The organism is Methylobacterium sp. WL9 (assembly GCF_008040035.1).
In the GTDB taxonomy this organism is placed as follows: domain Bacteria; phylum Pseudomonadota; class Alphaproteobacteria; order Rhizobiales; family Beijerinckiaceae; genus Methylobacterium; species Methylobacterium thuringiense.
Genome location: NZ_VRVE01000025.1, coordinates 27,083 through 46,668, shown reverse-complemented (window position 1 = coordinate 46,668; position 19,586 = coordinate 27,083). Strand labels below are relative to the sequence as shown.

Sequence of the window (19,586 nt, the reverse complement as noted above, 5' to 3'; positions counted from 1 at the left end):
GGGGCGCGGCGCGCCGGGGGCCAACGCCTTGCCGGCCGGCACGAACAGCGCGTGCAGGTGCCAACCCTTTTCGCGAATTGCTGCGGCCTCGCGCTCGGCCGCCTGCCCGACGCCGTCGCCATCGGTGATCAGCACCACGTCGGCTGCGACGACGTTCGCCTCGTCCAGGATCTTTCGCGCGAGGGTGAGGCCGCGCTCGGGGTGGCTGCCGCGATCGGGCACTGTTTCGGAATCGAGGGCGAACAGCGTCGTCGCGATCGCGTCGCGATCGGTGGTCGGAGAGACGGCGGTGTAGGCATCACCGGCATAGACCACGAGGGCGACGGAGCGGCTGCCCGCCGCCTGCGCCACCGCCTCGGCCGCCTGCCGCGCCTCCTTGAAGCGGCCGCCTTCGGTGACCGAGCGCGACAGGTCGAGCACCACGACGGTGGCGTCGAGGTTGCGAAAGGTCGAAGCATCGGGGCGCTCGTAGGCCGGCCCGGTCAGCGCCAGCGCGACGATCCCGGCCGCCACCGCCGCGACCACGTTGGCCTGCCGCCGCCCACCGAGCACGGCCCCGCGCCGTTGCATCATCGCCATCAGCGCGGGATCGACGGCCTTCACCCAATCGCCGAGGGGCGCCGAGCGCCAGGCGGCGCGGAGCGCGAGGAACGCGATCACGGGGATGGCGAGGAGCCAGAGGGGGCGGAGGAGGGCGTAGGTGTCGAAGCTCATGGCGCCACCGATCGGTCGCGACGGGGTAGCGGCCGGACGTGGCTCTCCTTCCCCCTGTGGGGAAGAGTTGGAGGTGGGGGTGGCTCCGCCAGCCGCCGACACAGGCCAGCGGAACCACCCCCACCCTCGGTCCCTCCCCACAAGGAGGAAGGAAGGGCGCCGCTAAAAACGCGATGAACTGCCGCCATCACGCGTCCCGCCTCACCGCGAGCAGCCCACACGCGCAGAGCAGCGCCAGCGCAGCCGGCCAGGGCCAGAGGTCGCGGCGGAGCGGCACGGGTGGCGCCTGGGCGCGGCCGCCCTCGAGCTGGTCGATGGAATCGGCGACGGCGTTGAGGTCGTCCGTGGTCTTGACCCGGAAGGCCCTGCCGCCGCTGACCTCGGCCATGTCGCGCAACGTATCGACGTCGACCACGTCCTGCTCGTTGTCGGGATTGTTCGCCATGTCGATCGGCCCCAGCGCGATCGTGTAGACCCGGACGCCGAGTTCTTTGGCCAGGGCGGCTACGTCCTTCGGCGAGGTCTGCCCGGCATTGTTGGCGCCATCGGAGAGCAGCACCACGACCTTGTCCGAGGCCGGCGGCGGGCCGTCGCCGTCGGCGCTCGCGATCTGGGCCGGGGCGAGGCGCTTCAGGGCGAGGCCGAGGCCGTCGCCGATGCCGGTGGAGCGCCCGACGAGGCCGATCGTCGCCTCCTCCAGCGTCCGCGCCACCGAGGCCGTGTCGAAGGTCGGCGCGGCGGCGACGTAGGCCTGGTCGGCGAAGGCGACGAGGCCGATCCGGTCGCCGGCCCGGCGGCGGATGAAGCCCGCGCCGACGCGCTTCACAGCCGCCAGCCGGCTCACGGTCTCGCCGTCGAGAGAAAAGTCCCGGCGCTCCATGCTGCCGGAGAGATCGAGGGTCAGGATGATCTCGCGGCCCGAGGCCGGCAGGGCGTTGGCCGAAAGCACGAGGCGCGGGCCGCTCAAGGCGACGACGAGGGCGGCCCAGAGCGTCCAGACCAGCCAGATCCGCCGCCGCCCGCGCGCGATCAGGCTCTCGCCGCGATCGGCCCCGCCGATGAGGGAGGGAGGCACGCGCAGCGCCCCGCTCGTACCCTCGCGCTCGGCCGGCATGAGGCGAGCGAAGACGAAGGGAGCAGCCAAGAGCAGCAGCGCGTAGGGCGCCGCGAGGTCGAAGGCCGAGACGAGGGCGGAGAGCCAGGACGGCATGTCACGCCTTGATCCGGGAGAAGAGACGGGCGAGTTCTGCGTCGATCGCGGCGGGGTCTGCAGCGACCGGTCGGCGATACAGGCCATCGACGAAGGCCTGGCCGGCGCCGCGGCTGAAGAAGTCGGTGGCGAAGGTGCCGTCGAGCTTTTGGGCCCAGGCCGTACCGCGAGTGGACGCGGCTTCCTCGCCGGCTATCGTACGGACGACCCGGCGCAGCAGCCGCGCCTGCTCCGTCAGCCGCGCCTGTGGCGCGAGGTTTCTCGCGACTGCGAGTTCACGCAGCGCGGCGCGGCGCACGGTAGAGCGCATCCGGGCGCGCAGGATCCGCGCGAGCCCGACGATCAGCGCGGCAGCGAAGCCAAGGGCAATCGCGGCGACGATCTCCCCCTGCAGGACGCTGCCGCCGCCGGTGGGCAAGTGCAGGCCGCGGAGGGTGGTGAGTTCCGGGTTCATCGCGGCGCCTCCCCCTCTCCCCGTATGCGGGGAGAGGCCTGCATGGACCTCGTCGTCCATGCAGGAAGCGGAGGCGAAGCCGAAGCGAGGGTGAGGGGGCGTCTCTGGATGTTACTCCTCCGGAAGCACCTCCTCACCTTCGGCTGCCGCCTCGCCGCGCCGACGATGAGGTCGTCGCGGCCCTCTCCCCGCCTCGCGGGGAGAGGGGATGCATCGGTGGTCGCGAGCGCATCACAGCATCGCATCGAGCCGCTCCATCAACGGCGCATACGCCTCGGGTCCGGTCTCGACGTCGATGCGCAGGCCCTCGATACCGCGGTGGTGCATCTCGGCGAGGCGGTCGTCGGCGGCCTTCGAGCCGGGCTCGGCGCGCTCGGCCTCGATGGTGCCGCGCTGCCCGTCCGGCATGGCGTAGGGATAGAACCCGGGAGCGCGCATGCGCTCGAAGGCGTCCGAGACCAGCAGGAGACGGATCGAGAGGCGCTCGGCCAGGACCGTGAGCACGTTGTCGAAATCCGCGCCCGGCGCATCGAGGGCGGTCGCCATGACGAGGTGACCGCCGGAGGGCAGCAGCGAGCGCGCGAGGTTCAGGATCGGGCCGAGCGGCGGGTCGTCCGTGGCCGAGGCCGCCAAGGCGACGGCATGGGCCTGGGCCATGGCGCCGGTGACGGCGGTCATGACGCGCTCGCCACCGCTGGGGCGGATCACCACGGGCTCGCCCGTACCGGCGACGATCAGTCCGACACGGCCGCCGTCGCCGACCACGCGCCAGCCGAGGAGGGCCAACGCCTCCGCCGCCGCGACCGAGCGGAGCGCCCGGCGGGTGCCGAACAGCATCGACGGCCGAAAGTCGACGAGCAGGACCACGGTGCGGTCGCGCTCGTCGTGATGGGTGCGCACATGCAACTCACCGGTGCGCGCGGTGGCGTTGCGGTCGATGAAGCGCATGTCGTCGCCCTCCGACCACAGCCGCACGTCGTCGGGCTCCGAGCCGCGCCCGCGCTTCTTGGTGACGATGCCGCCCGGCAGGCCGGCCAGCGTACGCGAGGCCGGCGAGACGCCGCGCCGGGCGAGATGGCGCAAGCCCATCAGCGTCTCGCCGGAGAGGTGGATTCCGGAGGCCTGATAGGGGTCGGTGGTGGGCGCCGCCGAACCGGACATGATTCAGAGCGCCCGCGTCTGCGCCACGAGCCCTTCGATGATGCTCCGCGCCGTGCGGCCCTCGGCGGCCGCGCGCCATGTCAGGCCGATGCGGTGGGCGAGGGCGTCGCTGGCGAGCGCCGCGATGTCCTCCGGGATGACGTGGTCGCGGCCATGCAGGTAGGCGCGGGCCTTGCCGGCGACCATCAGGGCGAGGGTGCCGCGCGGCGAGGCCGGATGCTCGATCGCGGCGCGCAGTTCCTTCGAGACGGATTCGTTGCGGGTGCCGGCGACGATGCGGACGAGATAATCCTTGAGCGCGGGCGAGACGTAGGTGGCGAGCGCCGCTTCGCGCGCGGCGAGGATTTCCTCGACCGAGAGTTTCACGGCGATCGGCTCGGCGTGATGGTTCAGCTCGCCCTCGACGAGGTCGAGAATCTTCCGCTCGGAGGCCTCGTCCGGCATCTCGACGACGACGTGGAGCAGGAAGCGGTCGAGCTGGGCCTCCGGCAGCGGAAACGTGCCGGCATGTTCAATGGGGTTCTGCGTCGCCACCACCATGAAGGGGTCGGGCAGCTTGTGGGTATGGCCGGCTACCGTGATCTGGCTCTCGGCCATGGATTCGAGCAGGGCCGACTGCACCTTGGGCGGCGCGCGGTTCACCTCGTCCACCAGAATAAGAGAATGGAACAGCGGGCCGGGCAGAAACTCGAAAATCCCGGCATCCTGGCGCCACACCGTCGTGCCGGTGAGATCGGCGGGCATCAGGTCCGGCGTGCACTGGACGCGGGCGAAGGAGCCGTCGAGCCCCTCCGAGAGCCGCTTGACCGCGCGGGTCTTGGCGAGACCCGGCGCGCCCTCGATCAGGAGGTGGCCGCCACCTAGCAGGCCGATCAGAAGACGCTCGACGAGGCCGGTGCAGCCGATCAGCCCGTGTTCGAGGCCGTCGCGCAGGGCGAAGATGCGGGAACGCAGGTGGTCGTCGGCGGGGCTGGGCGCCGCCGCAGGACGCTCGGCCAGGGTCGCGCCGCTCATGAGCGCTTCGTCCGATGGGACAGGACCGGTCCGATCACCCGCATGATACGCGTCTCCTCGTTGTGGTTTCTTAGGAGGACCACATTCAGCGGATGTGCCCGTTGCTGCGGGCGCACGTCAATCCCGGGTTGGATCGGCAAACATCGATCGGTCAATTTGCCCGAAGGCGGGATCGGCCGCGTCGGCCTTCACCGAAACGTCACACGGCTCCACCATCAGAGCGGAATGCCCGGTCCCTTCACCGTCGCCACGCCCGAAGCGCTGAATTCGGCGATCAGCTTGGCCGTCGCCTTCGGCCTCGGCACCGTCATCGGCGCCGAGCGGCAGTATCGGCAGCGGACGGCGGGGCTGCGCACCGCCGTGCTCGTCTCGGTGGGGGCTTCCGCGTTCGTCGATCTCGGCATGCGGCTCACCGGCAGCGAGGGGGCGGTGCGCACCGTGGCCTACGTGATCTCCGGCATCGGCTTCCTCGGCGCCGGCGTCATCATGAAGGAGGGCATGAACGTGCGCGGCCTCAACACGGCCGCCACGCTCTGGTGCTCGGCCGCGGTCGGCGCCTTCGCCGGGGCCGACCTGCCGCTGGAGGCCTGCTTCGTCGCCGTCGCGGTACTCGCCGGCAACACGCTGTTGCGCCCGCTGGTGAACCTCATCAACCGCATCCCGATCGACGAGAGTGCAACCGAGGCGACCTATGAGGTGCAGGTGACGACAGAGGCCGAGACCGCCGGACCGGCGCGCGACCTTTTGGTCGAGCGGCTGGAGGCGGCCTCCTATCCGGTCAGCGGCGTCGAGGTAGAGGAGCGCGGCGACGAGGTGGTCGAGGTCGTCGCAACGCTCACCGCGACGGCGGTCGACTCTAAAGAGTTGGACGCCGTGGTTGCCGAACTCGCGGCACAGCCCGGCATTCGCCACGCCACCTGGTCGGTGCAGACGGGCGACTGAACGCGCACCCGATCCTGTGCGCCGGCACACGGGCCATCGCCGGCTGCGGCCTTCCCCTGCGACGCGTCCGCACCAATCTGCCCGTCAGCGGACCGATCCTTGAACTCGGTTACGCAGGAGACGGAACCATGGCGAACTCACAGAAGAATGCGCTCATCGTCGGGGCGTCGCGCGGGCTCGGACTCGGACTCGTCGAGACCTTCCTGACGCGCGGCTGGCGCGTCACCGCGACCCAGCGCAAGGCCTCGCCGGACCTGGCGAAGCTCCGGACCGGCGCCCTCACCATCGAAACGGCCGATATCGACGACGATGCCGCCGTCGTCGCGCTGCATGGCCGGCTGAGCTCCCAAAAATTCGATCTGGTCTTCGTGGTCGCCGGAGTTGCGACGCAGGCGCACGATCCGCTGCACGAAGTCCCGCGCGATGTCGCGGCCCAGGTCTACCTCACCAATGCGGTCAGCCCGATCCGCTTCGCCGAGGTCTTCGCCGACACGGTCGCGCCGGGCGGCACCCTCGCATTCATGAGCTCCATCCTCGGTAGCGTCGGACTCAACGAGAGCGGCGGCTGGGAGAATTACCGGGCGAGCAAGGCCGCGCTGAACACCAATGCCCGCAGCTTCGAAATCCGCCACCGCGAGCGGCCATTCGGCGTGCTGCTGCTGCATCCGGGCTGGGTGCGCACCGAGATGGGCGGCGCGGACGCGGATATCGACGTCGATACGAGCGTCACCGGCATGGCCGACGTGATCGAACGCCGTCTCGGCGAGCCCGGTGTGGCCTATCTCGACTACACGGGGGAGACGCTCGCTTGGTAGGTCGGCGCTCCGCCGCCGGAGAATCGGCCACGTCTCCGGCGGCCTGCGGCGTCTCTTATGATGGGAAACGGCCGCCGGATCGGGCTTCGGCATGGCTGCGAGGGCGAATTCCACACGATTGCCTCCGCGAAAACCACTGAGTCACCGATGCGGCGAGAGGGCGCAGATGCGCTTCTGGCACACGCAACCTGGGTTCCAATGGCGATCTCCGGTTGAATACGACCGGACCGCTTACGCGCTCCTTACCGCACTGCACGGAATAATTCGGCAAATTGCGACCGGCGGAACTGGTAGGAATCGGTAAAGGTCGAGCGCCTGGATCATAGCGTATCGCCCCGCTGGAACGGCACATGCTATCCGTGCATGCGGTTGCGCAAAATGCCTATACGGAAATTTCTACCGGAAATTCGTTATAGTGCGCTGCAACATAAGAATTGTGGGTGGCACGTTCAGCTTGGCCGTTGAGTTTTCGTTCATCACGACTTGACCGTGCCTTCGACGCAGCTTGCGGAAGCGAGTTGACGGCGTCCGATTTTTTCTTAGAGTTCGTTCAAGCTTCGGTTTCAGCGGGGCCGCCCAGGGATGGCGGTTCTTGCCCGGAAAGGCCTTAAACACAGTGCGTTGAGGGTTCTCTCGCGAGCTGCCGAAGCGAAATTCGATCCCTGTCGCAAACAGCAGGCCGATCCACGTCCACGGCATCATGCCGAAGGTCGCGGAGTAATGGCTTGCCGGAGGAATCCATGAGAGCGGTACACCTTCTCGCACTTGGTGCGGGCATCGCGATTGCGACGCCGGCCATGGCCAACGAAAGCGTTCTGAAGTCCATCGCCAACCCGGCGGAGCAGGCGCTTCAGACCGTCGATTACGCCAACACGCGCTATTCGAAGCTCGATCAGATCAACGCCTCCAACGTGAAGAACCTCCAGGTTGCCTGGACCTTCTCCACCGGCGTTCTGCGTGGTCACGAGGGTTCGCCTCTCGTGGTCGGCAACATGATGTACGTCCACACCCCCTTCCCGAACATCGTCTACGCGCTGGACCTCGACCAGGGCTCGAAGATCGTCTGGAAGTACGAGCCCAAGCAGGATCCGTCCGTGATCCCGGTCATGTGCTGCGACACGGTCAACCGTGGTCTCGCCTATGCCGACGGCACGATCCTCCTGCACCAGGCCGACACCACCCTCGTCTCGCTCGACGCGAAGACCGGCAAGGTCAACTGGTCCGTCAAGAACGGCGACCCGTCCAAGGGTGAGACCAACACCGCCACCGTTCTCCCGGTGAAGGACAAGGTCATCGTCGGCATTTCGGGTGGTGAGTTCGGCGTGCAGTGCCACGTCACCGCTTACAACCTGAAGGACGGCAAGAAGGCCTGGCGCGCCTACTCGGTCGGCACCGACGACCAGCTGCTCATCGACCCCGAGAAGACCACCGACATGGGCAAGCCCATCGGCAAGGACTCCTCGATCAAGACCTGGGAAGGCGACCAGTGGAAGACCGGCGGCGGCTGCACCTGGGGCTGGTTCTCCTACGACCCCAAGCTGGACCTGTTCTACTACGGCTCGGGCAACCCCTCGACCTGGAACCCCAAGCAGCGTCCGGGCGACAACAAGTGGTCGATGACCGTGTTCGGTCGTAACCCCGATACCGGCGTCGCCAAGTGGGTCTACCAGATGACCCCGCACGACGAGTGGGACTTCGACGGCATCAACGAGATGATCCTCACGGATCAGAAGGTCGACGGCAAGGAGCGCCCGCTCCTGACCCACTTCGACCGTAACGGCTTCGGCTACACCCTCGATCGCGCCACCGGCGAGCTGCTGGTCGCCGAGAAGTACGATCCGGCCGTGAACTGGGCCACCAAGGTCGACCTCAAGACCGGTCGTCCGCAGGTTGTCTCCAAGTACTCGACCGAGCAGAACGGTGAAGACGTGAACTCGAAGGGCATCTGCCCGGCGGCTCTCGGCTCCAAGGACCAGCAGCCTGCGGCCTACTCGCCGAAGACCTCGCTGTTCTACGTGCCGACTAACCACGTCTGCATGGACTACGAGCCCTTCAAGGTCTCCTACACCCCGGGTCAGCCTTATGTCGGCGCCACCCTGTCGATGTACCCCGCGCCGAACAGCCATGGCGGCATGGGTAACTTCATCGCCTGGGACGGCGTCAACGGTAAGATCAAGTGGTCGAACCCCGAGCAGTTCTCCGCCTGGGGCGGCGCTCTCGCAACGGCCGGCGACGTGGTCTTCTACGGCACGCTCGAAGGTTACCTGAAGGCCGTCGACGCCAAGACGGGTAAGGAACTCTACAAGTTCAAGACCCCGTCGGGCATCATCGGCAACGTGATGACCTACGAGCACAAGGGCAAGCAGCACATCGGCGTCCTGTCGGGCGTCGGCGGCTGGGCAGGCATCGGCCTCGCGGCCGGTCTGACCGACCCGAATGCCGGCCTCGGCGCAGTGGGCGGCTACGCCGCCCTCTCGAGCTACACCAACCTCGGTGGTCAGCTCACCGTGTTCGCTCTGCCGAACAACTAAGCCGCACGTAACGCATGACTAAGAGATGCCGGCGCGGGTTTCCGCGCCGGCATCTTTATGATTATGTCCTTAAGTCAAAGGTTGTCGCGGCCGCTTATGTTGCAGCGCAACAAAAACACTGGGAGAAACTCGTTGCGTTACACGAACAAGTCCGCGCTCCGGATGGCCGTAGCCGTCCTTGCTCTCGGGACGATCTCGTCCGTGGCCGTTCGCGCGGAAGATGCTAAGCCCGCCAACGCCGAACTGGCCAACAAGCTCGATCCGAATGCCAAGGAACTCGACGACAAGGTTCTCGCTGCCAGCGCGGCCACTGCGGTCGACGGCGGCAAGTACAAGGACAAGGCAGGCGATCCGACCTTCCACATCACCAGCGACGGCAAGAAAGTCGACTGGTTCACGTATTCCGGCTACCGCCGCTATCACGCCGAATGCCACGTCTGCCACGGCCCGGACGCCATGGGTTCGACCTATGCGCCCGCCCTCAAGGACAGCCTGAAGCATCTGAGCTACAGCGAGTTCATGGGCATCCTCGCCGGCGGCAAGCAGGACGTGAGCTCGTCGGACCAGAAGGTCATGCCGGCCTTTGCCGACAACAAGAACGTGATGTGCTACGCAGACGATCTCTACGTCTACTTGCGCGCTCGCGCCTCCGGCGCCTGGGGACGCGCACGTCCCGGCGAGAAGGAAGAGAAGCCGGACTCGGCCAAGGCGACCGAAAAGGATTGCCTGGGCGGCTGATGATCATCCGCGCACCGTTCAAGGCTGCGCTCGGCGCGCTCCTGCTGTTTTCGGCAGGGGCGCGCGACGCGTTTGCGCAGCATCTTCCCGATCTCGTCACCACCGACGTCCTGCGCGTCTGCTCGGACCCCGGCAACATGCCGTTCTCCGAACGCAAGGGCGACGGTTTCGAGAACAAGATCGCAGAGATCATTGCCGACGAGCTGAAGGTAAAGCTCCGCTACTACTGGCTGACGCAAGGCCCCGGCTTCGTCCGCAACACGCTCGGTACAGGTCTGTGCGACGTCATCATCGGCACGTCCGGCGGCGACATCATCCAGCCGACGAACCCCTATTACCGCTCTGCCTACGCCCTCATCTCCCGCCGAGGTGAACTGGCCGGAGTGACCTCGCTCGATGATCCGAAACTCAAGGGCAAGGAGATCGGACTGATCGCGGGAACGCCGCCAGCCAACCGGATCGGCGAACTCGGGATGACGAGCAAGACCCACTCCTACACCCCGTATTCGTTCGGCGCGGACCGTAAATTCCAGACGGTCGCCGCCGAGGTGATTGCCGACGTCGCATCGAAGAAGCTTGATGTCGCGATCCTCTGGGGACCATCCGGCGGCTGGCTGGCCAAGCAGAGCGGCGTGGAGATGGACGTCGTGCCGCTGCTGAAGGAACCGGACCGGCCACCCATGGCCTTCCGGGTTTCCATGGGTGTGCGCCAGAACGAAAACGACTGGAAGCGAAGCCTCAATACGGCACTTCGCAAGCGCAAGGCCGACATCGAGAAGGTGTTGCGCGCGTACGAGGTGCCGCTTCTCGACGAGGAAGAGAACAAGCCCCTGCAATCCTCGAACGAGTGAACACGGCCGGACCGCATAGCGGCCCGGCTCACGCCAGCGGCGTGATGCCCGCGCGATCGAGCTTGGCCAGCGCTTCGCTGACCGTCTCGCCGCCGATGACGAGATCCGGCGCTATTTCCACGAGCGGTACCAGTACGAAGGCGCGCTCGCGCACGAACCGGTGCGGCAACACCAGCCGCTCGTCGCTGACCTCGGCCCCTTCGTAGGACAACACATCGATATCGATGCGGCGAGGCCCCCAGCGGCGTTCGCGCACGCGGCCGAGCGCGGCCTCGATGGCCAGCCCGGCTTCCAGCAGATCATGCGGCGTCAGGTCGGTGTCGACTCCGAGCGTCGCGTTCAGGAACCAGTCTTGATCAGTGTCACCCCAGGGCGGCGTGCGATAATCGCGCGAGCGGGCGACGACGCGGATACCCGGTGTCTTGCCGAGCCGCGTCACCGCCTCCGCGAGCATCGCCGCCTTGTCGCCGACATTGCTGCCGAGGCCGAGATAGGCGCGTGTCATCGTGCGGCCCCCGTTCGGAACCGGGTGATCTCGACGCCGACGCCGTCGATGACCGCAGCCACCGGCGCACTCGGCTTGTCGACCCGCACGGTCGCCCGCGCGATCATCGGGAAGCGCGAAAGAATCTCGGCTGCGATCGATTCGGCCAGGGCTTCGATCAGGGCGAAGCGCTTCTTCGACGCGATCTCGACGGCGATCTCGGTGAGGTCGGCGTAGCTGACGGTATGGGCGACGTCGTCCGAGGCCCCCGCCTGCGAGAGATCGAGCCCGCAATCGAGCGAGAGATAGAAGCGCTGGCCAAGCCGCGCCTCTTCGGCCAGGACGCCGTGATAGGCGAAGACCGCGATGCGGTGGACGAGGATACGATCAGCCACGGATTGCTTCCGGACGCATCACGGCGTCGACGACGCGAAGGGCTTCGACATGCGGGCGCACTTCGTGGACGCGCAGGATGTCGGCGCCGAGGGTGCCGGCCAGGACATGGGCGGCGATCGAGCCGAACAGGCGGTCTCCCGGATCGGTCTCCTTGTCGTGGAGCCGGCCGAGCAGAGATTTACGTGAGACGCCGACGAGGAGCGGGAAGCCGAGCGCCCTGATCTCCGGCAGCCGCCGCAGCGCCTCGAGATGCTGCTGCCAGGACTTCCCGAAGCCGATACCCGGATCGAGCGCAATCGCCGCATCGGGGATGCCGGCGCGCCGGGCGATGGACAACGAGCGCTCGAAGAACGCCAGCATGTCACTGATGATGTCGATGCCCGGATCGATGGTTTCGCGGTTGTGCATCGCGATGACCGGCGCACCGTGGTCGGCCGCCACCCGGGCGATGTCGGGGTCGCGCTGCAGACCCCAGACGTCGTTGACGATGGCGGCGCCGGCCCTCAAGGCGGCACCCGCCGTCGAGGCCTTGTAGGTATCGATGGAGATCGGGACGGCGAGTCGTCCGGCCAGCGCCGCGATCACCGGGACGACGCGGGCCTGCTCGTCCTCGGCCGAGACCGGGACATGGCCGGGCCGGGTCGATTCGCCGCCGATATCCACCAGCGCCGCGCCCTCGGCGACGAGGGCTTCAGCCTGTGCGCGCGCCGCCTCGGGTTTCTCGAACTTGCCGCCGTCCGAAAACGAATCCGGCGTCACGTTGAGGATACCCATGACGAGGCAGCGCCGACCGAGACCGGGCAGCAGATCGGACAAGCTTCGGCTTTGGGCCGGGGACGCAAGGGGAGGGGACACGAAAGCTCCGGCGGGACACTCGAGCGCGGTCATGCCCTGCCCGGGTCTATCCGGCAATGTCTCGATGATCGCTCCGGAATTCCAGACCCCAGTGACAACGTTTTCGATCTACGACGATCATCGAACCGATAAGGACATGGCGGTTGTTCCGGGCTCGCCTACGACGACCCGGAACAACCGACGAAGCCTTCTCAAGCGCCACCGCGGTAGCAGCGGATCTCGGCCTCCGCCTGGGCGCGGCGCAGATCCGCGACCTTGTCCTCGTACATCTTGGTGGCCCTGAAGGCATTCTGGCGCTGGCCGCCGGCACCCTGGCGCATCGACAGGATCGTGCTCGCCGAGACGTACTTGTCGTAGGGCAGGATCGCGGCGAGCTGGTCCACCGAGCAGGAGCACTTCTCCATCGCCTCGCGGGTCTGGCCATTCGCGGCCATGCAGCCGAAGACGTAGTCCACGCGCGCATCGGTCGGATAGTCGTTCTCGGTACCCTCGGCGGACGCCGATCCCGCCAAGGCGGCAAGGCAAGCGAAAGTGGCGACGCCTTTAACCAGCGTTCTGATCATAGTTCACCGTCTCCTCGAGAAGTTCTCCGCCATCCGGCTTCTTGGCCTGCGCCTCGATCGAGACGATCTCGCCCGGAACCTCCGGCGAGGTGACGAAGGTGTAGGTGATCTTGTCGAAACCGCGCATCCGGTCGGTCAGCGGATCGCCGACGAAGGGGCTGGTCACGATCTTCCAGCCATCGATCTGACGACCCTTGAAGTCAATTTTCGTCGCCGTGATCGTGGACTTGTCGCGAAGCCCCTTGCGGATGGCGTTCTTGATGTAACGCGGGTTCGCTTCGAGCAAAGCAGCAAGGCCCTTGAGATGGTTCTCGAGGAACAGCGGCAGGATCGGATTGCCTGGCATGTCCTCGAACGGGCCGGCCGGCGCGCGGTTCGCGCCCGAAAACATCTGCACTTGGATGTCGCGATTCTCGGCGGTCTTGCCCGGCTCGATCTTGAGCTTGATCTCGTCGTCGAGCGGCGGTCCGTAGGGGCCACGCGTGATGCCGCTGCGCCGGACATAAGCGTAGCGGATGGTACTGCCCGGCTGGGTGTTCTTCATCTGCCGCTGGTCGAACAGCACGTCCGACGGATCAGGCCTAGCCGGGACCGCGGCCTTCGTGGGCGCGGGCGTGTCGGTCGGTTGCGCGTCGGCAAGCGACGGAAGGAAGGCCAGGGCGAGAGCCGAGGCGAGGACGATCGGTTTCAAAGCGGTGCCTTTTCCTTGAGGGGAGATTGCACATTGCTCCCGATGGTCCGGTATATGTAGTCCGGCGGGTTTTCGGCAGCCTCCTCCGTGGCCAATTCACGCATCTTCGCGTGAAGCGGCGAGAGCGAGCAGGCTGGATCGGTCGCGGCGGCATCGCCTGTAAGAGCCAGGGCCTGGCAACGGCAGCCGCCCCAATCCTTCTCGCGCCGGTCGCAGGAGCGGCAGGGCTCCTTCATCCAAGAGGTGCCGCGATAGGCGTTGAAGGCCGGAGACTGCGTCCAGATCTCGCCGAGGGAATGATCGGTGACGTACCAGAACTCGAGATTGGGGATCGTCTCGGCCGCGTGGCAAGGCAGGACCTTCCCCTGCGGCGTGACGTTCATGAGCTTGCGGCCCCAGCCGCCGGCGCAGGCCTTGGGGTACTTCGCGTAGTAATCCGGCACGACGAGATCGATGACGAGTTCGCCTTTGAGCCGCTCGCGCGCCGCCTCGACGATGCGGATCGACTCGTCGACCTGGGCTTTGTTCGGCATCAGCGAGGCACGGTTCACGAAAGCCCAGCCATAATACTGGGTGTGGGCGACCTCCAGCCGCTTGGCCCCCAGCTTGACCGCAAGATCGATGAAGCCCGGCACCTCGTGGATGTTGCCGCGATGGATCACCGAATTCAGCGTCAGCGGCAGGCCGAGTTCGGTGACGCGCGCCGCGAACTGCATCTTCTGCGGCTGGGCGTTCTTCAGGCCGCCGATCTTCTCGGCGTTGGCCGCATCGACGCCCTGCACCGACAGCTGCACGTGATCGAGGCCAGCATCGTAGAGCGCATCGAGCTTGCTCAGAGCACCGCCGACACCGGAGGTGATGAGGTTCGAATACAGGCCGAGTTCGGCGCATTTTGCCGTGATCTCGACGATGTCGTTGCGCGCCGTCGGCTCGCCGCCGGAGAGATGCACATGCAGCACGCCGAGCTTCGAGGCCTCGGTCAGCACCCGCAGCCACGTCGCCGTGTCGAGCTCCGCCGAGCGCCGGTCGAGCTCCATCGGATTGGAGCAGTACGGGCAACGCAGCGGACAGCGATGGGTCAGCTCGGCGAGCAGGCCCACGGGCGCCGGGATGACTTCGGCGGGGACGAGTGCGGGTGTCGGTGCGTTCATCGCTCCAGGACCCTCTTCTGTGCGAGTTCGGCCAACATCGTGCCGATGTCGGCCTCGATGAGGGAACGGTCGGCAGCGTAGTTGGCTGCAAGCTCGCCCGCGATGTCGCCGACCGAGCGCTTGCCGTCGACAAGCTTCAGGACCGCCACGGCGTTGTCGTCGAGATCGAAGGTGCGTTCGGGCGCGAGCAGCACGTGCTTTTCGCGGACATCGTCGAAGCGCAGACGCACGCCACGCGGCAGGCGCGGCACGTCACTGCCGACGAAAGGGCCATGTTTACCCCCCGCAGGCGCCGTCGTCTTCTCCGCGACGAGGCCTTCGCCCGGCTGCCAAGCCTCCGGCGGTACCATGCCGGGGGCGACATAGGCGAAGTAGAGCGCGTCGAGCTGCGTCCAGAGCACGGTGCACTTGAAGGTCAGCGCCGCCATCGCCTTGCGCTGAAGCTCCGGCGTGGTGGCGTGCTGCTTGACGTATTCGAGGGCGAAATCGGCGTCGCGCGGCGCCTGGGTCAGGCGCTTCTCGAAGTAGGCGAGCGTGTCCTTGGTGATGAAGTCGTAGTTCTTCAGCATCCCGGCGACGCGCTCGGAGATGATCGTCGGCGAGAACATCTCGGTGAGCGAAGAAGCGATCGCCTCCAGCAGCGGCTTCTCGGCCACGAAATGCACATAGGCCTCGACGGAGAATTTCGTCGCCGAGAGGATGCCCTTCGTCGACAGCACGTAATCGCGCGAAAAGCCGACGCCCTCGGCGAGCTTGAGCCAACGCTCGATGCCGCCGTCGCCCGGCGCGTCGCCGTCATGGTCGACGATCCGCTGGCGCCAGATCCGGCGCAGCTGTGCGTCCTGCATCCGTGCGAGGACGGCGGCGTCCTTCACCGGGATCATCGCCTGATAATAGTAGCGGTTGAGTGCCCAGGCCCGAACCTGATCCTTGTTCAGCTTGCCGTCGTGCAGCAGGCGGTGGAACGGATGCAGGTTGTGGTAGCGGCGCGCACCGATGTCGCGCAGCGCCGCCTCGAGCTCGTCGGGGCTCAGGAGCCGCTGGTCTTCGTCGGCTGCCGGGGTCGGGAAAATCGCGGTCATGGCGTCGTCGCGGTCCGTCTCGTGCGTTTCCTGGAACGTTTCTTAGATGGGTCCAACGGAATACCAAGGCATCAACGTAGTGGACCCAATTGTATCGTGCAAAATATATCCACTTCGAGCGGAATTTCCAGATGCTCCCGAATGCGGGAGCTATGGCTGAAAATGGTACCAAGCCATTCAGCGATAAGGTATTTTAGCTCGTGGGGCCGAAGCGGCCATGCTGATAAAGCTCTTATGAAGTGGGCTGGCTTCGCCCAGACCGTCATTCCAGGGCTCGCCGCAGGCAAGAAACCGGAACCGGCCCGACACGCTACGGCGAGTCGTCGGCTCTGGGTTTCGCTTCGCGGCCCCGGAATGACGCAGAGCGAAGCTGTCGGCCGACTACAGCGACAGGCTCAATCCGTCGTGAGCCACCGTCCACCCCCGATCCTCGACGCTCGCGCGCTCCGGCGAGCCCTCGACCAGTACAGGGTTGGTGTTGTTGATGTGAACGAACACGCGGCGGCCGATGGTGCAGCCACTGAGCGAGGCGATCGAGCCGGTCTCGCCGTTCATCTGGATGTGGCCCATGCGCCAGCCGGTCTTGGTGCCGACCCCGGCGCGGATCATGTCGTCATCCTCCAGCACCGTGCCGTCGAACAGCAGTGCGTCGACCCCCCCGATCCGCTCTTTGAGCCCATCCGTGACGCGGGCGCAGCCGGGAATGTAGGCAAGCCGCTTGCCGCCAGCCTCGATCATCGCACCGACCGTGGTTTCGGTCTCGGCGCCGATCTCCATGCTGGCGTCTTCCAGCCAGAGCGGCACCTTGCCGGGGACGGAGAACAGCGTGACCGTCAGGCCCGGCACCGGCTCGAAAGTGTCGTTCAGGGCGATCGGCTGGCGCGTCACCACATCGGCCGCCATCACATCGAAGACGCGGTTGTCGCTGACCGAGCCAAGGATGCCGGGCGTCGCGTAGAGCGTGTAGGGCTGACCTTCGCGCAGCGTCAGCAGGCCGGCGACATGATCGACATCGCCATTGGTCAGCAGCACTGCATGGATCGGCGAATGCCGCAGGCCCTCGCGCGGAAACATCGCGCGGTTGGCCTGGATCTGCTGGCGGATATCGGGGGAGGCGTTGACAAGGAGCCAGCGTTCTCCGTCGGGAGAAACCGCGATGCTCGACTGCGTCCGGGGTTTGACGCGGGGATCGCCGTCCCACGCGAGAGAACAGATAGAGCAGCGGCAGTTCCACTGGGGAACGCCGCCACCCGCAGCCGAGCCGAGAACTACGACACGCATGGTTGGACCCGCTGTCTGCAATCCTCGGCCGGCGCTACACCTCAGTTGAAGGTGTCGATCTCAGCCGACTCGTAGCTCGTGACTTCCATGCCGACGCAGATCTCGGAAACGACGGGGGCGGCCCACTTCATGGCATCTCTCCAGATTTTTTCTAAGACGTCAGCAGCATCTGCACGCCTCATAAGAGGATACTAAGACACTGACGGCGCTAGGTTTCTTGCGCGAGAGGTATATCGCCAATTCGGCCGGGTATCGCAAGAGCCAAATTGCCGGATATGCCCGAAATCCCGTGCGTTCGATCGGTCGGGGTCAATGGCGGAAGTCTTGCCCGCGCAGGTCGAGCATGAAGCCTTTTCCACGCACGGTGACGATCACGGGACCGCCGAAACGGACGAAATCCGAGAGCTTGCTGCGCAGGTAACCCACGTAGACATCGACGACATTCAGCGAGAGGCCGCCCTGGGTCGCCCAGAGCTTGTCGAAGATCGCGCCGCGGGCGATCGGCTTGTTGACCTCCTCCATCAGCAGCGCCAACAGCTCCGCCTCGCGAGGGGTGAGGCGTGCCGACGCATCCCCAAAACTCACCTGACGGACATTGAGATCGAGCACGAGCCGGCCGGCCGTGACGATGGTGCGCGGAGAATCGGCCTCGCGCCGACGCAGGAGATGCGTCTGTAGGCGGGCGAGCAGTTCGTCGAAGATGAACGGCTTGACGATGTAGTCGTCCGCACCGAGAGCGAGGCCTTCGACACGGTCCCGGATCTCGTCGCGAGCGCTCAAGAACAGGATCGCGCCGGGATATCCGCCCTCGCGGAGTGATCGGCAGACATCGTGACCCGAACCGTCGGGCAGGGTGATGTCGAGCACCACGGCTTCAGGAGAATCGTCACGCGCGGCGCTCAGCGCGTCGTCGACCCGTTCGGCTACGCCGACCGAGAAACCTTCGGCCTCGAGGCCGCGAGCGAGCATGCCGCGGATGTCGCTGTCATCCTCGACGATCAAAACGCGCGTCATGCCACCCCAGTCCTCAACCTTTGCCGATCACCCGAATGCTCCAGCGCCATGTCGGCAGCGGGCAGGTCGATCGTCACGCGCGCTCCACGACCATCGTCGCCGGAGCCCAGGCTTATGGCACCATCATGCCGCTCTATCACCCAGCGCGCTAGAGCCAAGCCTATGCCAAAGCCCGGCTCTCCCGAATGACTGTCCCGCCGGAAGCGTTCGAACAGGCCCTCGCCCTGAGCCGGGAAGCCGGGACCGTCATCGGTGACGGTCACCCTGGCCCGACACCCGCCCGCCTCCTCGCGTTCGGCCAGTGCGATGACGATCCGGCTCAGCCCGGTGGCGTGGCGCAAGGCGTTGTCGGTCAGGCTCTCGACGACCTGACGCAGCCATTCCGGGTCGGCTCTCAGCTCGACGTCGCGGTCGCCCGGTTCCAGGGTCAGCGCGACACGGCGTTTGGAAGCCTCGGAGGCGGCGCCTTCGACGGCGGCGGTGAGCACCGCAAGCGCGCTGACCGGCCGCCGGTCGAGTTCGATCTGGCCGGATTCCGAGCGGGCGACACGCAGCAGGTCCTCGACCCGTCGCTTAAGCCCCTGTGCTCGCTTGCGGATGGTGGCGAAGACCGGCCCGTAATCGACGACGCGTCCCTGCGAGCGGCCGGCAAGATCGCATTCGCCGAGGATCACGGTGAGCGGCGTGCGCAGTTCGTGGCTGACGTCGGCGAAGAAGCGGCGGCGGGAGCGGTCGACCATTTCCAGACGCTCGTTGGCCGAACGCAGGTCGACGGTGCGGGCTTCGACCGTATCTTCCAGAGCGGCGCGGTCGGCGGCGAGCCGGCCCTCGCGGCGGGCGAGGCGGGCGGCCATGCGGTTGAAATTCGCCACCAGCAGGCCGAGTTCGTCGCGCGTCGCCACCGAGAGCCGGGTGTCGAGGGCGCCGGAGCCGACGGCGCCGGCCGCCTTCCGGATCGTCTCAATGCGCTTCAGCGTCGGCCGCGTGACGCTGCGATAGAGAACCGCGAGAAGTGCCAGCGCCAGAAGTACGGCAACGAGCGAGAGCGTACGCAGGCGTTCTGATACCGTGCGTGCCTCGTCCGAACCCGCGGTCATCGAGCGCCGTTCGGTCTCGATCAACAGCGAGAGCGGCTGGCCCGTCATCGCACCGAAGGCGTTGAGCGCTCCTTGGATCGAGTCCTTGCGCCGCTGCGGTTCGAATTCGCGCTGGATCAGATTGACCTGACGGTCGAGGATCACCCGCGAGGCGCGCAACTTGGCCAGCGGCCGGGTGCGGGCCATGTACTGGATCCGCTCGAACGGATCCTGGCTCTCGGCCATGCCGCGCCCGATCGCTTCGTCGACGGTGTTGAGCGCCTTGTCGACCGCGTCACGGGTCACCGCCATCGCCTCGGGCGGCGTGTCCGGATTGCCGAGGGTCTCGACGGCGGCGAGGCCGAACTGCGTGAGACGTCCTGAAAGTTCGGCGAGCAGCTCGAGCCGGTGCTGGGCGGCGAGCACGCGATCGATGGTACGTTCTGCCAGGCTGATCGACCAGAGCACGCCCGCCGCCGCCAGGACCACCAGCAGCGCGGAGCCACCGAGTAGCAGCGCGAACCGAACCTTCAGCGAACGCATGGTCTCCGACCCCTACGGCC

General features: G+C 66.7%; 21 protein-coding genes. 5 read left to right on the top strand and 16 right to left on the bottom strand.

Annotated elements, in window-relative coordinates:
- From FV217_RS10330 to FV217_RS10310, 5 genes are all read right to left on the bottom strand, one after another.
- A partial coding sequence (locus tag FV217_RS10330; protein WP_147817099.1) for a VWA domain-containing protein occupies positions 1 to 714 on the bottom strand: 714 nt, incomplete at its 3' end.
- A gap of 187 nt (positions 715 to 901) precedes the next feature.
- The gene (locus FV217_RS10325) at positions 902 to 1,924 is read right to left on the bottom strand and encodes a VWA domain-containing protein (protein ID WP_147817098.1); all 1,023 of its coding nucleotides are present in this window, start codon (positions 1,922 to 1,924) and stop codon (positions 902 to 904) included.
- Position 1,925: 1 nt separating this feature from the next.
- Positions 1,926 to 2,378: a DUF4381 domain-containing protein gene (locus tag FV217_RS10320; protein ID WP_147817097.1), complete on the bottom strand. Its 453-nt coding sequence runs from the start codon at positions 2,376 to 2,378 to the stop codon at positions 1,926 to 1,928.
- A 231-nt stretch (positions 2,379 to 2,609) separates the two neighbouring features.
- Positions 2,610 to 3,539 carry a DUF58 domain-containing protein gene (locus FV217_RS10315; protein ID WP_147817096.1) on the bottom strand — a complete coding sequence of 310 codons (930 nt, stop codon included), beginning with the start codon at positions 3,537 to 3,539 and terminating at the stop codon, positions 2,610 to 2,612.
- 3 nt (positions 3,540 to 3,542) lie between these two features.
- Entirely contained in the window at positions 3,543 to 4,553 is a 1,011-nt protein-coding gene (locus FV217_RS10310) for an AAA family ATPase (RefSeq protein ID WP_147817095.1), read from the bottom strand.
- 225 nt (positions 4,554 to 4,778) lie between these two features.
- Between FV217_RS10310 and FV217_RS10305 the strand changes: the two genes are divergently transcribed.
- The 5 genes from FV217_RS10305 (at position 4,779) to xoxJ (ending at position 10,430) form a co-directional block, all read left to right on the top strand.
- On the top strand, positions 4,779 to 5,495 hold the full coding sequence (locus tag FV217_RS10305; RefSeq protein ID WP_147817094.1) for an MgtC/SapB family protein: 717 nt from the start codon (positions 4,779 to 4,781) through the stop codon (positions 5,493 to 5,495).
- A gap of 128 nt (positions 5,496 to 5,623) precedes the next feature.
- The gene (locus tag FV217_RS10300; RefSeq protein WP_147817093.1) at positions 5,624 to 6,310 is read left to right on the top strand and encodes an SDR family oxidoreductase; all 687 of its coding nucleotides are present in this window, start codon (positions 5,624 to 5,626) and stop codon (positions 6,308 to 6,310) included.
- A 740-nt stretch (positions 6,311 to 7,050) separates the two neighbouring features.
- Complete coding sequence (gene xoxF1 / locus FV217_RS10295) at positions 7,051 to 8,841, top strand: lanthanide-dependent methanol dehydrogenase XoxF1 (protein ID WP_147817092.1); 1,791 nt, start codon at positions 7,051 to 7,053, stop codon at positions 8,839 to 8,841.
- A gap of 162 nt (positions 8,842 to 9,003) precedes the next feature.
- Positions 9,004 to 9,579, top strand: a complete 576-nt coding sequence (locus FV217_RS10290; RefSeq protein WP_147817103.1) for a c-type cytochrome, methanol metabolism-related — start codon at positions 9,004 to 9,006, stop codon at positions 9,577 to 9,579.
- Positions 9,579 to 10,430 (top strand): rare earth element methanol dehydrogenase accessory protein XoxJ, encoded by an 852-nt coding sequence (gene xoxJ / locus FV217_RS10285; RefSeq protein ID WP_147817091.1) that lies wholly within the window; start codon positions 9,579 to 9,581, stop codon positions 10,428 to 10,430. Before FV217_RS10290 ends, xoxJ begins: the two co-directional genes overlap by 1 nt.
- Before the next feature lie 28 nt (positions 10,431 to 10,458).
- On the opposite strand, the gene folK is transcribed toward xoxJ, so the two are convergent.
- From folK to FV217_RS10230, 11 genes are all read right to left on the bottom strand, one after another.
- Positions 10,459 to 10,935: a 2-amino-4-hydroxy-6-hydroxymethyldihydropteridine diphosphokinase gene (gene folK, locus FV217_RS10280; protein ID WP_147817090.1), complete on the bottom strand. Its 477-nt coding sequence runs from the start codon at positions 10,933 to 10,935 to the stop codon at positions 10,459 to 10,461.
- Positions 10,932 to 11,309, bottom strand: a complete 378-nt coding sequence (gene folB, locus FV217_RS10275) for a dihydroneopterin aldolase (protein ID WP_147817089.1) — start codon at positions 11,307 to 11,309, stop codon at positions 10,932 to 10,934. The genes folK and folB overlap by 4 nt, the downstream gene beginning before the upstream one ends.
- Complete coding sequence (gene folP / locus FV217_RS10270; protein ID WP_238230674.1) at positions 11,302 to 12,084, bottom strand: dihydropteroate synthase; 783 nt, start codon at positions 12,082 to 12,084, stop codon at positions 11,302 to 11,304. The genes folB and folP overlap by 8 nt, the downstream gene beginning before the upstream one ends.
- Before the next feature lie 272 nt (positions 12,085 to 12,356).
- Positions 12,357 to 12,728, bottom strand: a complete 372-nt coding sequence (locus tag FV217_RS10265; RefSeq protein ID WP_147817087.1) for a hypothetical protein — start codon at positions 12,726 to 12,728, stop codon at positions 12,357 to 12,359.
- Entirely contained in the window at positions 12,709 to 13,419 is a 711-nt protein-coding gene (locus tag FV217_RS10260) for a hypothetical protein (RefSeq protein WP_147817086.1), read from the bottom strand. The genes FV217_RS10265 and FV217_RS10260 overlap by 20 nt, the downstream gene beginning before the upstream one ends.
- Positions 13,416 to 14,570: a pyrroloquinoline quinone biosynthesis protein PqqE gene (gene pqqE, locus FV217_RS10255; RefSeq protein WP_147817085.1), complete on the bottom strand. Its 1,155-nt coding sequence runs from the start codon at positions 14,568 to 14,570 to the stop codon at positions 13,416 to 13,418. The genes FV217_RS10260 and pqqE overlap by 4 nt, the downstream gene beginning before the upstream one ends.
- The gene (gene pqqC / locus FV217_RS10250; protein ID WP_147817084.1) at positions 14,567 to 15,652 is read right to left on the bottom strand and encodes a pyrroloquinoline-quinone synthase PqqC; all 1,086 of its coding nucleotides are present in this window, start codon (positions 15,650 to 15,652) and stop codon (positions 14,567 to 14,569) included. The genes pqqE and pqqC overlap by 4 nt, the downstream gene beginning before the upstream one ends.
- 381 nt (positions 15,653 to 16,033) lie before the next feature.
- The gene (gene pqqB / locus FV217_RS10245; protein ID WP_147817083.1) at positions 16,034 to 16,933 is read right to left on the bottom strand and encodes a pyrroloquinoline quinone biosynthesis protein PqqB; all 900 of its coding nucleotides are present in this window, start codon (positions 16,931 to 16,933) and stop codon (positions 16,034 to 16,036) included.
- Between the two features lie 41 nt (positions 16,934 to 16,974).
- Entirely contained in the window at positions 16,975 to 17,064 is a 90-nt protein-coding gene (pqqA, locus tag FV217_RS10240; protein WP_007564431.1) for a pyrroloquinoline quinone precursor peptide PqqA, read from the bottom strand.
- Between the two features lie 178 nt (positions 17,065 to 17,242).
- Positions 17,243 to 17,947, bottom strand: coding sequence for a response regulator transcription factor (locus FV217_RS10235; protein ID WP_147817082.1), 705 nt, complete (start codon positions 17,945 to 17,947; stop codon positions 17,243 to 17,245).
- Entirely contained in the window at positions 17,944 to 19,566 is a 1,623-nt protein-coding gene (locus FV217_RS10230) for an ATP-binding protein (protein ID WP_147817081.1), read from the bottom strand. The genes FV217_RS10235 and FV217_RS10230 overlap by 4 nt, the downstream gene beginning before the upstream one ends.
- Positions 19,567 to 19,586: the final 20 nt, after the last annotated feature.

Bases quoted from the DNA above. Each gene is read 5' to 3' on its own strand.
- FV217_RS10325 (WP_147817098.1), bottom strand. From the start codon at position 1,924: ATGCCGTCCTGGCTCTCCGCCCTCGTCTCGGCCTTCGACCTCGCGGCG.
- FV217_RS10320 (WP_147817097.1), bottom strand. From the start codon at position 2,378: ATGAACCCGGAACTCACCACCCTCCGCGGCCTGCACTTGCCCACCGGC.
- FV217_RS10315 (WP_147817096.1), bottom strand. From the start codon at position 3,539: ATGTCCGGTTCGGCGGCGCCCACCACCGACCCCTATCAGGCCTCCGGA.
- FV217_RS10310 (WP_147817095.1), bottom strand. From the start codon at position 4,553: ATGAGCGGCGCGACCCTGGCCGAGCGTCCTGCGGCGGCGCCCAGCCCC.
- FV217_RS10305 (WP_147817094.1), top strand. From the start codon at position 4,779: ATGCCCGGTCCCTTCACCGTCGCCACGCCCGAAGCGCTGAATTCGGCG.
- FV217_RS10300 (WP_147817093.1), top strand. From the start codon at position 5,624: ATGGCGAACTCACAGAAGAATGCGCTCATCGTCGGGGCGTCGCGCGGG.
- xoxF1 (WP_147817092.1), top strand. From the start codon at position 7,051: ATGAGAGCGGTACACCTTCTCGCACTTGGTGCGGGCATCGCGATTGCG.
- FV217_RS10290 (WP_147817103.1), top strand. From the start codon at position 9,004: ATGGCCGTAGCCGTCCTTGCTCTCGGGACGATCTCGTCCGTGGCCGTT.
- xoxJ (WP_147817091.1), top strand. From the start codon at position 9,579: ATGATCATCCGCGCACCGTTCAAGGCTGCGCTCGGCGCGCTCCTGCTG.
- folK (WP_147817090.1), bottom strand. From the start codon at position 10,935: ATGACACGCGCCTATCTCGGCCTCGGCAGCAATGTCGGCGACAAGGCG.
- folP (WP_238230674.1), bottom strand. From the start codon at position 12,084: ATGGGTATCCTCAACGTGACGCCGGATTCGTTTTCGGACGGCGGCAAG.
- FV217_RS10265 (WP_147817087.1), bottom strand. From the start codon at position 12,728: ATGATCAGAACGCTGGTTAAAGGCGTCGCCACTTTCGCTTGCCTTGCC.
- pqqE (WP_147817085.1), bottom strand. From the start codon at position 14,570: ATGAACGCACCGACACCCGCACTCGTCCCCGCCGAAGTCATCCCGGCG.
- pqqC (WP_147817084.1), bottom strand. From the start codon at position 15,652: ATGACCGCGATTTTCCCGACCCCGGCAGCCGACGAAGACCAGCGGCTC.
- pqqB (WP_147817083.1), bottom strand. From the start codon at position 16,933: ATGCGTGTCGTAGTTCTCGGCTCGGCTGCGGGTGGCGGCGTTCCCCAG.
- pqqA (WP_007564431.1), bottom strand. From the start codon at position 17,064: ATGAAGTGGGCCGCCCCCGTCGTTTCCGAGATCTGCGTCGGCATGGAA.
- FV217_RS10235 (WP_147817082.1), bottom strand. From the start codon at position 17,947: ATGACGCGCGTTTTGATCGTCGAGGATGACAGCGACATCCGCGGCATG.
- FV217_RS10230 (WP_147817081.1), bottom strand. From the start codon at position 19,566: ATGCGTTCGCTGAAGGTTCGGTTCGCGCTGCTACTCGGTGGCTCCGCG.